Genomic DNA, 12,938 nt, shown 5'->3' with positions numbered 1-12,938 from the left:
GTTTGATGGGTGTACATATTTATTATTGATTCAGCTTTTAAATTCTTGTCCTACTTCATATTTTTCATTTTCTAAAACAAGAATGCCTTTTTCCTGAGGTGCGTTAGGAAGCTCTAACTCTCTCGCTGAACATATCATCCCGCTAGACGGAATCCCGCGCAGCTCAGCATCCTTAATAATCATTCCGCTTGGCATGACAGCACCCACTTTTGCCACGACAACTTTTTGGCTCGTCTCGACGTTAGGAGCCCCGCACACGATTTGCAATTCTTCCGTTCCAACATCGACTTTACAAACACTAAGCTTGTCCGCATTCGGATGCTTTTCTTTTTCCATTACATATCCAACCACGAATTTAGGAGAAAAATCGACATCTAACTTTTCTTCAAACCCATTTTTTATTAGTGCCTCATTGATTTTCTCAACGATTGTTTCATTTAAGTCAACTTGACCTTTTCCCTCGACTTTAACATATTTAGAAGCATTAAATACATTGAAGCCGGCCGTTTTATTTGTTTTTTCATCATAAATACGGGCAACGTCCCCTTTTCGTTCAAACGTTCTATGCTCGATATCTCCCAAGTTAATGAGTAAACAATCGCCTACTCCTTCTAAATTATAAAATACATTCATGTTGCTTCCCCTTTCAGTCTTCTTTTTTATGATCCTTTGCTAAAACAAAGATTGGTTCCAATTTTCCATTTTCATATATAAATGAAAGTGCTGTTATGGGAACTGTCCCCGAGGTAAAAAAGCTCATCGTTAATTCAGCCAAAATATCGTAGCCTGTCCCATTGCGGATATCCCCAATAATCAGTACATCCTGGTGCGGAACGGCCACCACCATTTCCCCTTCTATCGTTTCCACTTTTTCTTGGAGAAATTTCTCATTTAGGATCCTACTTGCATCGTAGCCGTCATTCGTATTTAAGAAATAAAAATCATTACCTGCAAGAGAATCTTTTTTCATTTGAGTAGATAATGACCTAACATTAAACCGGGCTATTTCACGAATTTTTTGCGGATTTAACCCTTCTTTTTCAATCAATTTCTCGTCCAGCATTCGATATGTATTACCGAGATCAAGCGCATAATAAATTCTCGTTTCCGCTGTATGATCATCCGTTATAAATGAAATGCCATCACTTGTTTCAAGCGGAAAAGAAGTTGAGCGAATTACAGGATATATTTTCTTTTCACTTCCTGCCACGGTTTGCTGTTTCCCCATGACCTCTAATGCTTCCTCGACATAATACACAACTTCATCAATTGCCTTGTCTTTCTGCTCATGCCACTTCGCGACGATTCCAGAAAGGGCAACATCGATTCCTTTTCCGGTTTCATCATTTTCAATACGAAGTGTTTCCTTCTCGCGGTCATATGTAAAAGAACGGCCTTGTTTTTCAAGCCTTTTCTCTAACTCTCTTCTTAATTTCTTTTCATCCATTTTCATCCATTCAACCCTCCTTGGGCGTAAATAAACTATTAACCATTTTACATGAAAAAGTCTAGAGTCTCAAAGAATGAAGTTAAATGATAAAATTATTTCATTCATTTTAAAACTTTCCCGTACTTTCATTCGTTCAAATTATCGAGGTGAACAAATTGATTCCAGATATCGACTTAGTCAACGAGATTAAAGCTGGCAGCCATTCCGCAATGGAAGTGCTTGTCAATCGTTATTATAAACAAATCTATGCATTTATCTACCGTAAAATTTGCGATAAAGAGACAGCTTATGATCTAACACAAGAAGTCTTTATAAAAATGTTGCAAAGCATTCACACGTATCAAGAACGAGCCCAGTTTAAAACATGGCTGTATACACTTGCTGTTAACCATTGCACTGATTTTTTTCGGTCAAAGTCCTTTCAAGTTAAAAAAATAACGGAGGAACTCGATGACCAGCTATCCTCCACTACTTCTGTTCCATATATTTTTGAAAAAAAAGAAAAACGGAGGGAAGTTATACAGGCGATTCAATCACTTCCCCGTTACCAAAGCGATGCCATCCTGTTGAAGTATTTTCATGACTTAAAGATTAAGGAAATTGCCAAAGTGACAAAAACAACCGAATCTACTGTAAAATCCCGACTTAGACAAGGGTTAGAAAAACTAAAAATCATTTTACAAAGAGGTGAAGATCGTGAACAAGAGGACAGATCTAGAAATGAACAACGATAATGAATTAGAAATGTGGTTGGAGGAATTTAAAATTGAATTACCTGAAGAAGGTAAAATCGAAGAAACAATTGCCATGCTTCATCAATATGTTCCAGAAAAAAAAGAAAGTCTTTTAACACGCTACATTCCAAGTTTACTAAAAAATGCTTATAAGGAATCAATCAAGTTTTCAATTGCCTTTTGGATTTCCAATTTATTGTACTTAATTGTGGGGCTAAGTTTTGTCTTAGTTGCAGACGATCCTTACATGGCATTATTTTTATTAGCTCCATTACCAGTCTTGGTTGGAATTGTTGATATTTTCCGAAGCAGGGACGAAGGTTTATTAGAACTGGAATTATCCTTAAAGCATTCACCATCCCAAATCATCCTATCAAAACTTTTGATAATCGGTATTTTTAACCTTGTATGCAATCTAGTATTATTCTTTATCATTCATTTCTTCGCTGAGCCTGTCATACTTGGCGATCTACTGCGTTATTGGGCGCTTCCATACACGGTTACGATTGCACTTTGCTTATTTTTATCCATTAAGTTTCGGACAATCTTCGCTGTGCCGATCACCATTGCGGTTTTATTTACTCTCGGAATGTCCGTTATACAGTTAGATTCACTTTATGCAGCGATTCCTGATCTTGTATTTTTAACCATTTTCGCAGTTGCTCTTATCGTCATTACACTTGAAATTAATCAGATTAATAAAGGAGTTTACCATGAATTTAACGATTGACCATTTAACGAAACGATATGGAAAACATACCGCTTTAGATAACTTTACTTGCGACTTTACAAGTGGTGTATACGGAATTTTAGGAGCGAACGGTTCTGGGAAAACGACATTGATGCGAATGCTAGCAACCGTTACAACGCCAAGCTCTGGGATAATTCAATATAATGGCAAAAATATTTTTGAACTTGGTGATGATTATCGGGATGTTATTGGCTATCTTCCCCAGTATATTGGGCTTTATAAAAATTTCACTGCGGAGAAATTTTTACATTATATTGCGGCATTAAAGGGGCTGGACCAAAAATATGCTTCGTTAAAAGTTAATGAGCTTCTTGAACTAGTTAATCTTTCAGACGTACGCAAAAAGAAAGTGGGTACATTTTCTGGAGGAATGAAACAACGAATTGGGATTGCACAAGCACTATTAAATGATCCGAAAATTTTAATCGTGGACGAACCAACTGCGGGCCTTGATCCAAAAGAAAGGATTCGTTTTCGGAACCTTCTTTCTGCTATTAGTGGAGATCGAATTGTTTTGCTATCGACTCACATTGTTTCCGATATTGAATTTATTGCAAAGGAAATTCTTATTTTAAAATCTGGCCGCCTATTGCATAAACAAGATCCACAAAAACTTCTATCGGAAATCTCGGAAAAGGTCTGGCTTTTGCAAGTTTCGGAAAAAGAAATAGCTAAATATCAAACACTTTATAAGGTCGGAAATATTGTAAGAAGCGAACTCGGAGCCGAGTTGAGAATCATTAGCGATGAACGCCCATCACCTGCTGCTGTTTTAGCAAAACCTAATTTAGAAGATTTATATTTGTATTATTTTGAGGAGGATCAAGATGTTTCAGCTGCTCAAATTTGAATTGTATAAGATTTATAAACAGAAAAGTATTTATATATTATTTATTCTATTAATAGCTATTGTAAGTTCTGGAGGGTTCGTTGATCGACAAAATGAACGTGCTATTTATCAAGATTATCAAAAGTTTGAAGGAAAGATAACGAAGGAAAAAATGGCGGAATTAGAAATAGTTAGGGATGAAGTTAATGAAAAATTTGATAATGGCGAAGAAGTAACGTCCGAAGAACATACATTATATGGTATATCGGAATTATTTTCTTTTCGGATCGCTAGAATGCAAGAAAGGGAGCATGAGATTGCGGGATTAGCTTCCGAAATAAATAATGCCACATCATCATATAAAATGAAAAAAACTGCCTTAAAAAAGGATATGCTAGCTAGCATCGATTCATCTCAACTTTATTATCAAAAAGGCCCTGCCATCATGATAGATATGATCTATACATTTGGATTTGTCATTACAGCTTTTATGACAATCATTGGCATTGGGCCTATATTTTCTAAAGAATACAGTTCTGGCATGGATCAATTTTTACTTAGTTCAAAATTTGGTCGTTCAAAATTAGTGACAGCTAAAATACTGGCATCTTTACTATTCATTCTCTCCATAGTATCTGCATGGAGTTTATACAGCTTTGCCAAAGCTTATTATCTGTTTGGCATGCACGGTTGGAAATCTTCCTTGCAATCTTTGTACGAGTTTATTGAATCTCCATATTCGTACAATCTAATGAAAACCTTTTTTGCCATGATGACCATCCATATTATTGCTGCATTAGCTTTTGGCCTAATAACGGTATTTATTTCTTCTTTAAGCAAAAAGGTGATGGTTTCCATCCTTGCCTCTGGAATGATATTTGGGATACCACTCGTCTTTGATACTCTCCTTGACTATGGAGGAACTACGAAAATTATGGTGGAACAAATTCTTAATCTTTCAATATATAGGTTTATGAAAGTGAAGGAGCTCTTTAGTGGATTCTACACATATAATATTTTTGGCACTCCAATACTCCATCCAATTGTTGCAGTTGTTGTATCTGTTGGTTTAGGAGGACTAGCTTGGTATATGACAAAATGGGTGATGAAAAGGAGGCAAGTTTCAATATAAAAAAATGCAAAAACCCCATTTGGGGCTTTTGCATTTTTTTATGATAACCCATTAATGAACTCTTCAATCTCTTCTAACGTTTTACGATCTTTGCTGACGAAGCGGCCTGCTTCCTCACCGCTGTGATAGGCGATAAAGCTTGGAATTCCAAATATACTGAGCTCGCCGCATAAATCAATAAATTGATCACGGTCCACCTCTATGAATGTATATTCAGGATAATCAGCTTCGAGTCTTGGTAAAAATGGTTCGATGAATTTGCAGTCTCCGCACCAGTCGGCAGAAAACATAAAGATTGTTCGTTCTTCATTTTTTAATGTTTCAAATTGTTCCACGGATTGTAATTTATCCATCTTATTTCCCTCCAGTGTTGGTTAACATAATGGCTATGTTTGATCCAGCCACATTTTCTCATATATTCCGATATGATTAAGCTTATCACAGCAGGGCCGATAATATGGAGTAAAATGTCTTGAAGAAAACAGTCATTGAAAAGCCCATCATCGTAAAGGTCATGATTTGTCCGACAAATCAACACTTTCTCATTCCAGCACTAGCCGTGTTGCTCATCATTGGCCAAAACATATTGCCTATAGATGCTAAAATAACTAGAATAAGGTAAGGGGATATTAGCAACTTAAAGCATCGATGATCCTCGCCTATCCGCAGGCAGGAAAAGCGAATAGTTAACTAATCTCCATAGCTAGTGTATAGATATTTGCTGCATTCGTCTAAAAAAAAGACGGACTTGCTCCGCCTTAATCATTCCTTAAAAGATGTGGATTTAACAACTTTCATTAATAGCTCTGCATCAGTCGCTAAGTTTTTTAAATCCGATTCAGAAGTTGCTTTGATTCCACCAATTCCGACTGTGACCTCGTACATTTCTTTATCCATTTCATTAATTACTAAGTAACCAAAGCGTTCTTCATCCGAAAATGTTTTATTTGTAATTACCTTATTAGCATTCTCGACAACACCATCATAAAGGGCTTTGCTTTTATGATCTTCATTCGGGTTATAAAAAAGGATATAAGGATGATCCCCTTTTTCCAAAATAATATTATTAGGTGATTCATCTTTTATTGAAAATCCTGATGGCAGATTGAACTTAATGGACTGAATTTCTTCGTTCGCATTTTCAGACTTAGCTTCAAAAGCCTTTTCAACATTTCCCTCGGCTTTTACTTTTTCTTCTTCTATCGTTTTTCCACAAGCAGCAATAATCAAAACCCCTAATAAGATCACTACACTTGTTATCATTTTTTTCATGATCTTTCCCCCTATATTACTTAACTCACATGTCTATCATACTACTCTTAAAAAGTGCTTGACAACCCCGTGCATGGACAAAGAAAGGATTGGAAAAAAATGATACAATATTTTGTAGTATATGAAGGAGGGATGCTTTATGAGGTTAACCGTCTATTTAGCAGGTGAAATTCATAGTAACTGGCGTGATGAAATAAAAGAAAAGGCAAAAGCATTACAGCTTCCAATTGATTTTGTCGGACCAATGGAAGATCATGATCGTTCAGATGCAATCGGAGAAGAAATACTTGGTGAACAGCCTAACGCCATTTTCCGCGATGCAGCTGCTTCAAGCTTTAATAATTTACGAACTCAAGTGCTCATGCAAAAGGCTGATTTAGTTATTGCCTTATTCGGCGAAAAATTTAAACAGTGGAATACCGCTATGGATGCAAGTTCCGCCATTACACTAGGCAAGCCATTAATTCTTATTCGCCCTGAAGAACTTCACCATCCTTTAAAAGAACTTTCAAGGAAGGCGAATGCAACAGTCGAAACAGTCAACCAAGCAATCAAAGCACTAGCTTATATTTTTGATTGACTTAAGAAATTTTCTAATTAAGACAATAACTATTTAAAAACATATTTTAATTCGAATGTGGTATGGATTCGGACTGTATTTTTGACGACTCTACTTTTTTCAGTCCGAATTCAGCTCGCATTCAGGCTGTATTTTTGAAAAAACTACCTTTCAGTCTGAATGCGGCGCAGATTCAGACTGTACTTTTGAAATCTCTACTTTTCAGTCCGAATTCTGCAAGCAATCAATATGTCACGAGGAAAATCTTACTTTCTCCCCCATTCTCTTTGACCCACAAGTAATTTTACTATATGCATGAACATTTCATCGCGATTAACCATTCCATGGGTAAAAATGCCAATTGCACCTTCTCTGGAACGGACATTTTTCTTTTTGCTGTATTCTTCCATTACGGGACCTAATTCTTCCCCTGCTCTAAGGAGTTCGGCAATCTCTTCCGGTAGCTTAATTCGTGCTCCGCCTGTTACAATCGTTTCCTTGCCTTTTTCAGCTAAAGCACCATAGTTGATTAAAAATAGACCATATTGTGTTTCCGTTACGCCACCTTCAAGACCTATTGCTACATGCGCCTCGCCATGATTTAAACAAAATTCTGCCCGATTCATTGCGCCCTTCATCGTTTCTTCGTCTGAAAATGGCATGCCACTAACATTCGAAGGAGCATTTAACGAAATAAGTTCGTTCTTGTAGCCACTATCCCCCAAAACCATTTCTACTGCCTTAATTTTTGCTGCGTTTTTTGAACCTACTGCTATTTTCATGTTATATCTCCTTAAATTGCTAGCATAAACTCTTTTTTCCAAGCATTAAATATATAAGGATTCAAGCCTCTAATTTTGTTTCAGTCAAGAGAAAATCTTCTAATTTATACATAACTCTAACTTTCTATATAGAGTAAAAAAGCAGGCTATTGAGCTTTTACGATAACATGTTTTCATAACAAAGAGGCGAAGTTTACTCCACCTCTTTATTCTTTCTTATTTCTGGATAATAGAATCTACAGTAGCACGGTCACTTGCCTTTACTAGCTTAATAAGCAGCTCTTTTGCTGCTGCATAATCATCAACATGAACGATTGATGCATGGGTATGAATATAACGCGAGCAAATACCGATTACCCCACTAGGAACTCCTTCGTTTGAAAGATGGACCTTCCCCGCATCCGTTCCACCTTGGGAAACGAAGTATTGATATGGGATATTGTTCGTTTCCGCTGTATCTAGAATAAATTCTCTTATCCCTTTATGTGTCACCATGGAACGATCATAAATTCGAAGGAGTGCACCCTTGCCTAGTTGACCAAATTCATTTTTATCGCCAGACATATCATTTGCAGGGCTAGCATCAAGTGCAAAGAAAATATCAGGTTTAATCATATTTGCTGCAACTGTTGCGCCTCTGAGTCCTACTTCCTCTTGCACATTTGCTCCTGAATAAAGGATATTCGGAATTTCTTCATCCTTTAATTCCTTTAAAAGTTCAATTGATAATCCACATCCGTAGCGGTTATCCCATGATTTAGCCATAATTTTTTTAGGATTGGCCATCGGAGTAAACGGACACACTGGAACAATTTGTTGACCAGGCTCGATTCCGATTTTTTTTGCATCATCTTGATCATCTGCACCAATATCAATCATCATATTTTTAACATCCATTGGCTTTTTCCGTTGCTCATCGCTTAGTAGATGCGGTGGAATGGACCCAATAACTCCGTCTACCGGTCCATTGTCCGTAATAATTTGAACACGCTGCGCCAACAAAACCTGGCTCCACCAACCGCCAATCGTTTGAAAACGAATCATTCCATTATCGGTAATTTTCGTAACCATAAAACCAACTTCATCCATATGCCCTGCTACCATGACAGTTGGTCCTTTTTCATCTCCTCGCTTTACACCAAAGATGCTGCCTAAACGGTCTTGAACCACTTCATCTGCGTATTTTTCCAATTGTTCGCGCATGAAATTGCGGACCGCATGCTCGTTGCCAGCAATTCCAGGGAGTTCGGTAAGTGTTTTAAATAAGTCTAGTGTTTCCTGATTCATTTTCAGACCTCCTGATCCTTCCAATCTATGTACACTTTTTATTTTACAGAACTTACTTTTTACTTGCCATCATTCTGTATGCGAATTATTAAATGTCGAAGAATTAAACCATTTCCTGTATACTAAAGCTACTTACCATTTTCGGAGGTGTACTCGTTTGAATTGGAAATCATTTTTAACTGGAGCAGCGGCTGGTGTTGTCGGGGGTTACTGTTTAAGTAAAAAAATAAATAAAACCATACCTATATCTGGAGAAATGGTTCTTGCTGATGTAAAGAACGCATTTAAAAAAGAAGGCAAAATTGATGGCTCTTGGCTGCAAATGAAGCCAGAGGATTATAAAAAGTATGCTATTCAGACGAAAGTATATCGTGGCGGGATTACGACTACACAAAATGGGGAACGTCAGCAATATGAATTTATCGCCGACGCTTATACGGGAAGTGTTATTGATATATATCCGTTATAGGAAAATCAGAGGTTCATAAGCCTCTGATTTTTTTAGTCGTCCTTTCTGTTTCTTTTCACCGAATCTAAAATATTCCCTTCTTCGTCCCACTTCAAAGCACGATAATGTCCATCATGGTAAAAGGTAAACCAATTTTCTGCTTTCATTTTAGTTGGAATCCACTCCTGTTTCGCCCGGATTGAATCCATTGGATAATCATCATAAGCGAGCACCCAAAGGACATTTTGATGGGCGTGCGTCGGCATAAGATCCCCCATATGAACGAGGTGTTCTCCTTCACTTTCGATCACAATGATGGAATGACCGTTGCTGTGACCTCCAGTATGAATCATCGTAATGGCTCCTTCGATTTCTTGCTTATCTTTAAATGTCACAACTTGATCTTGTATCGGCTCCCAGTTTTCTTTCCAATATGTATTCCGCGAACGAATATTTGGATTTCTCAACTCATTCCATTCAACCTCTGATGTGTAGATAACTGCATTTGGAAAAACGGAAGTAAAGCCCTCTCCATCCGGCTTCGTTAGCCCACATGCATGGTCAAAATGAAGATGTGTCATACAAACAATATTTATATCCTCAGGCATTAATCCAAGTTCGGCCAATGATTCAGATATTTTGGATTCCTCCGTCACGCCAAAATTCCTTTTTTGCTTATCGGTCAATTTTCCATTTCCAATGCCCGATTCAATTAAAATATTTTTATTATTTATTTGTAAAAAAATAGGATCGGTCCGCAATTCAATTTGATTTTTATCATTTACAGGATATTTTTTTGACCATAAAGGTCTTGGGACAACTCCAAACATTGCACCACCATCCATATGAGTAACTCCGCCATTCAGCCAAGTTAAGGTGATGCTCCCAAGTTTAAAAACCTCCACAATATCCACGCCCTTCCATCCTTTTAAGTAAATTTTAACATAAAAAGGGGCTGTCCCAAAAGTCCATGAAAAATGACTTCTGAGGACTGCCTTTTTTTGTTAGGCTTTTCTCACATACTTTGTTGCTTTTTATCAAGTAGTGCGTAAAGGTTGATTTCCGCTACAGTTGCTCGCTTTCCGCGGGGCGGGCGGTGAGCCTCCTCGGCGCAAACGCCTGTGGGGTCTCACCTGTCCGCACATCCCGCAGGAGTCTCGCACTTTCGCTCCAATCAACCTTCAAACAGTGTTGGTTTTAAAAGCAACAACCTCTCAGAACAGTGCCTTCCGTTATTAAAAATAGGTACAAAAAAATCGTCACTTCTTGTAAAATGAAAGTTACCACACCAACATTTAGGAAGGACGATTTTTTATGAGCAATCCAAAGATTACTAACCCCAATTATATCACTGAACAAACTTCACTTCCACTGGAAATACAAGAGGAAACTTGCGTTTCTAAAAAAGCAAATTACGCACCTACTTAAAAGTATTTGAATAAGAAAAATGCCTCAGGTTATGTACAAAGTTTAAAAGTGTATGAATGTGAGGACTGTTCAGATTGTCCGTTGAAAGCTCTCTGTACAAAAGCCAAAGGCAATCGTCAAGTACAATGGAACCCCATTTTTAAAGAAATGAAAGCAAAGGCCAAAACAGCCCTTGAGTGTGAAACAAAATCACGCCTCTACGCGCAACGTAAAATTGACGTAGAGAGTGTTTTTGGCCACATCAAGGGCAATCGGTCGTTCCGCAAATTTTTACTGCGGGGCCTTGATAAGGTTCACACAGAATTTGGGATTGTGGCATTGGCACACAATCTCTTGAAAGTAGCCGGCATCCGCCGGCTACTTTCAAGGGAAAAAATGAAAGCATAAAAACAGGTGAAAACGACTCGTTTTCACCTGATATATTTTAGGGACTTATTAGACAGCCCCAAATCAATTTAGTATTTTACCTCGCATCTATAAATCGGATGACCTTTCGATGAAAACTTTTCTTCATATTCTGTCATGATATTGCCTTCGAAATTACTATTATGCAAATCAAGGCTTACGTATTTTAACTCAAGTCCAAATTTAGAAAAGCTCATTAACGAATATTCAAATAAGCCGCGATTATCCGTTTTAAAATGAATTTCACCATGTTTAATTAATAACTTTTCATATATACGTAAAAATGATTCGTGGGTTAGTCGCCTTTTTTCATGACGATTTTTTGGCCATGGATCAGAAAAGTTTAAATAAACGCGCTCAACATCTGCACTTTCAAAAAACTTTTGCAAATCCTCGCCGTCTGTGTTCAAAAGTTTTACATTCGGAAGCTCGGCTTCTATCAACCTATCGAGTGCCGCTACAATCACACTTTCTTGAAGTTCAATCCCAATATAATTAATATCAGGATTCGCTTTTGCCATTTCTGTTACAAAGCGCCCTTTACCGGTACCTACTTCAATATGAACAGGATGATTATTTTCAAATAGTGCACTCCAGTTGCCACGAAATTGCTCGGGATTAGGAATGACGTACTGTGGATAGTTTTCAATTTTCTCTCTCGCCCAAGGCTTATGTCTTAAACGCATGAATGTTACACCTCATTATTTTATTGCTTTTCCAACTATTTTTTATGAATAAATACAAAGCTTGTTCCGTACACTAGCAACAATATCGTTGTTTAAAAAGGAGATTTCCGTATGTCACTTAAGGTTCAAGATCAAGTGGGTTTACTTCAAGATATTTTGGTTAATCACCTTGAAGATTGCTGTGGATCAGTTTCAGAATGTGAACAGTTAGGAAGACTTGTCAAATCCTTACTCGCAAGCAATTCCATATCCTCGGATATGCAGCCGCTTTTGGAAGAAATATATACATATTGCCAGTCTGGGAAAAACTCTTCTGATCTAGAGAGTCATATAAATGCCCACCAGGAAGAGCTCTCCCAGTGGGTAGGACAAATTAATTCTTATTCATAATGAAAGTGGTCAAGATAATTAATCCAATATTCCATTTCTCGGAATCGATTTTTGCTTTTATGCCATTGGATCGATAATAAAGTATGGGCAATTGTGTACCACTTCATTCTAAGTTCAAGCTCAGCGGTTAACGGCTTGCCGTATTGTTCAAGCCATTTTCCCCAATGATCTTTTGGGATATACCAATGAAGAAGCAATCCAAGGTCAAATGCTGGATCTGCAATCATCGCACCGTCCCAATCAATGAGGAAAATTTCATTTTTATCCGAAATTAGCCAATTATTGTGATTTACATCGCCATGGCAAACAGCCCATTCTTCACAATTAATATTCGCTATTTCATTTTGAAGAAATGCTTGGGCAGCTTTCACCAAATGTACATTTAATAACCCTTGGTCAATGGTGGATTCCACATCATCGAGCAGCTGGGCAGGACCGCATGGTGTCTTTCCCATACGCATAAGCATCGTTAAAAGCGGCTGCGATTCGTGAATCTTTTTTAGCAATTTCGCAGCCCTTTTATCAGCCATTTCATTCGGTTTAAACTCTCGCCCAATTAAATACTTCTGGGCCGTGATTACGTCACCATTTTCCATTCTTTTTGTCCAAATTAACTTTGGAACAATTCCCTCCGCTGATAGCACGGCAAGAAATGGTGAAGAGTTACGCTTTAGAAACAGTTTTTTATTATCTTTTTTTGCAAAAAAAGCTTCTCCTGTTGCTCCGCCAGCAGGAGTGATTTCCCAATCCTGCCCTAATAAAAAATCCACTTTATGTTCACCTTC

General features: G+C 37.6%; 18 protein-coding genes. 9 read left to right on the top strand and 9 right to left on the bottom strand.

The genetic code is table 11. The features are described from left to right. Positions 1–30: 30 nt before the first annotated feature. Together ytpR and KHA96_RS00445 are read right to left on the bottom strand one after the other, a co-directional pair. Positions 31–633 carry a YtpR family tRNA-binding protein gene (gene ytpR, locus KHA96_RS00450; protein WP_213127337.1) on the bottom strand — a complete coding sequence of 201 codons (603 nt, stop codon included), beginning with the start codon at positions 631–633 and terminating at the stop codon, positions 31–33. A 13-nt stretch (positions 634–646) separates the two neighbouring features. Next, positions 647–1,453, bottom strand: coding sequence for a DUF1444 domain-containing protein (locus KHA96_RS00445; protein WP_213127336.1), 807 nt, complete (start codon positions 1,451–1,453; stop codon positions 647–649). A gap of 152 nt (positions 1,454–1,605) precedes the next feature. On the opposite strand from KHA96_RS00445, the gene KHA96_RS00440 reads away from it, so the two are divergent. Genes KHA96_RS00440 through KHA96_RS00425 form a run of 4 tightly spaced genes read left to right on the top strand, consistent with a single transcriptional unit; the run spans position 1,606 to position 4,896 of the window. Beyond that, the gene (locus tag KHA96_RS00440; RefSeq protein WP_213127335.1) at positions 1,606–2,184 is read left to right on the top strand and encodes an RNA polymerase sigma factor; all 579 of its coding nucleotides are present in this window, start codon (positions 1,606–1,608) and stop codon (positions 2,182–2,184) included. Next, complete coding sequence (locus KHA96_RS00435; RefSeq protein WP_213127334.1) at positions 2,147–2,914, top strand: ABC-2 family transporter permease; 768 nt, start codon at positions 2,147–2,149, stop codon at positions 2,912–2,914. Before KHA96_RS00440 ends, KHA96_RS00435 begins: the two co-directional genes overlap by 38 nt. Then, positions 2,898–3,785 (top strand): ABC transporter ATP-binding protein, encoded by an 888-nt coding sequence (locus tag KHA96_RS00430; RefSeq protein WP_213127333.1) that lies wholly within the window; start codon positions 2,898–2,900, stop codon positions 3,783–3,785. The genes KHA96_RS00435 and KHA96_RS00430 overlap by 17 nt, the downstream gene beginning before the upstream one ends. After that, positions 3,763–4,896, top strand: coding sequence for an ABC transporter permease subunit (locus tag KHA96_RS00425; protein WP_213127332.1), 1,134 nt, complete (start codon positions 3,763–3,765; stop codon positions 4,894–4,896). Before KHA96_RS00430 ends, KHA96_RS00425 begins: the two co-directional genes overlap by 23 nt. A gap of 38 nt (positions 4,897–4,934) precedes the next feature. On the opposite strand, the gene KHA96_RS00420 is transcribed toward KHA96_RS00425, so the two are convergent. Next, positions 4,935–5,249, bottom strand: a complete 315-nt coding sequence (locus tag KHA96_RS00420) for a thioredoxin family protein (protein WP_213127331.1) — start codon at positions 5,247–5,249, stop codon at positions 4,935–4,937. Positions 5,250–5,368: 119 nt separating this feature from the next. Between KHA96_RS00420 and KHA96_RS00415 the strand changes: the two genes are divergently transcribed. Further along, positions 5,369–5,518 (top strand): hypothetical protein, encoded by a 150-nt coding sequence (locus tag KHA96_RS00415; RefSeq protein ID WP_213127330.1) that lies wholly within the window; start codon positions 5,369–5,371, stop codon positions 5,516–5,518. Positions 5,519–5,658: 140 nt separating this feature from the next. Here the strand turns inward: KHA96_RS00415 and KHA96_RS00410 are convergent, their stop codons facing one another. Then, positions 5,659–6,168, bottom strand: coding sequence for a hypothetical protein (locus KHA96_RS00410; RefSeq protein ID WP_213127329.1), 510 nt, complete (start codon positions 6,166–6,168; stop codon positions 5,659–5,661). Positions 6,169–6,307: 139 nt separating this feature from the next. Here KHA96_RS00410 and KHA96_RS00405 point away from each other — a divergent pair, with 139 nt between their 5' ends. Then, positions 6,308–6,748, top strand: a complete 441-nt coding sequence (locus KHA96_RS00405) for a YtoQ family protein (protein WP_213127328.1) — start codon at positions 6,308–6,310, stop codon at positions 6,746–6,748. Positions 6,749–6,993: 245 nt separating this feature from the next. On the opposite strand, the gene KHA96_RS00400 is transcribed toward KHA96_RS00405, so the two are convergent. Both KHA96_RS00400 and KHA96_RS00395 read right to left on the bottom strand, forming a co-directional pair. After that, positions 6,994–7,509, bottom strand: a complete 516-nt coding sequence (locus tag KHA96_RS00400; RefSeq protein ID WP_213127327.1) for a DUF84 family protein — start codon at positions 7,507–7,509, stop codon at positions 6,994–6,996. 216 nt (positions 7,510–7,725) lie between these two features. Beyond that, positions 7,726–8,796: a M42 family metallopeptidase gene (locus KHA96_RS00395; protein WP_213127326.1), complete on the bottom strand. Its 1,071-nt coding sequence runs from the start codon at positions 8,794–8,796 to the stop codon at positions 7,726–7,728. Between the two features lie 157 nt (positions 8,797–8,953). Here KHA96_RS00395 and KHA96_RS00390 point away from each other — a divergent pair, with 157 nt between their 5' ends. After that, positions 8,954–9,265, top strand: coding sequence for a PepSY domain-containing protein (locus KHA96_RS00390; RefSeq protein WP_213127325.1), 312 nt, complete (start codon positions 8,954–8,956; stop codon positions 9,263–9,265). Between the two features lie 32 nt (positions 9,266–9,297). On the opposite strand, the gene KHA96_RS00385 is transcribed toward KHA96_RS00390, so the two are convergent. Then, complete coding sequence (locus KHA96_RS00385) at positions 9,298–10,149, bottom strand: YtnP family quorum-quenching lactonase (protein ID WP_213128631.1); 852 nt, start codon at positions 10,147–10,149, stop codon at positions 9,298–9,300. A gap of 529 nt (positions 10,150–10,678) precedes the next feature. On the opposite strand from KHA96_RS00385, the gene KHA96_RS00380 reads away from it, so the two are divergent. After that, on the top strand, positions 10,679–11,059 hold the full coding sequence (locus KHA96_RS00380) for a transposase (protein ID WP_213127324.1): 381 nt from the start codon (positions 10,679–10,681) through the stop codon (positions 11,057–11,059). A 68-nt stretch (positions 11,060–11,127) separates the two neighbouring features. Here the strand turns inward: KHA96_RS00380 and trmB are convergent, their stop codons facing one another. Next, on the bottom strand, positions 11,128–11,763 hold the full coding sequence (gene trmB, locus KHA96_RS00375; RefSeq protein ID WP_213127323.1) for a tRNA (guanosine(46)-N7)-methyltransferase TrmB: 636 nt from the start codon (positions 11,761–11,763) through the stop codon (positions 11,128–11,130). 111 nt (positions 11,764–11,874) lie between these two features. Between trmB and KHA96_RS00370 the strand changes: the two genes are divergently transcribed. Beyond that, positions 11,875–12,153 (top strand): YtzH-like family protein, encoded by a 279-nt coding sequence (locus KHA96_RS00370; RefSeq protein WP_213127322.1) that lies wholly within the window; start codon positions 11,875–11,877, stop codon positions 12,151–12,153. Here the strand turns inward: KHA96_RS00370 and KHA96_RS00365 are convergent. After that, positions 12,144–12,923 carry a phosphotransferase family protein gene (locus KHA96_RS00365; RefSeq protein ID WP_213127321.1) on the bottom strand — a complete coding sequence of 260 codons (780 nt, stop codon included), beginning with the start codon at positions 12,921–12,923 and terminating at the stop codon, positions 12,144–12,146. The two genes, KHA96_RS00370 and KHA96_RS00365, sit on opposite strands and share 10 nt — an antisense overlap. Between the last annotated feature and the right edge of the window lie 15 nt (positions 12,924–12,938).

The organism is Bacillus sp. FJAT-49711, assembly GCF_018343715.1.
Classification (GTDB): Bacteria; Bacillota; Bacilli; order Bacillales; family Bacillaceae_C; genus Lederbergia.
The sequence above is the reverse complement of the archived record's forward strand: the minus strand, read 5'-3'. Positions and strand labels throughout refer to the sequence as shown.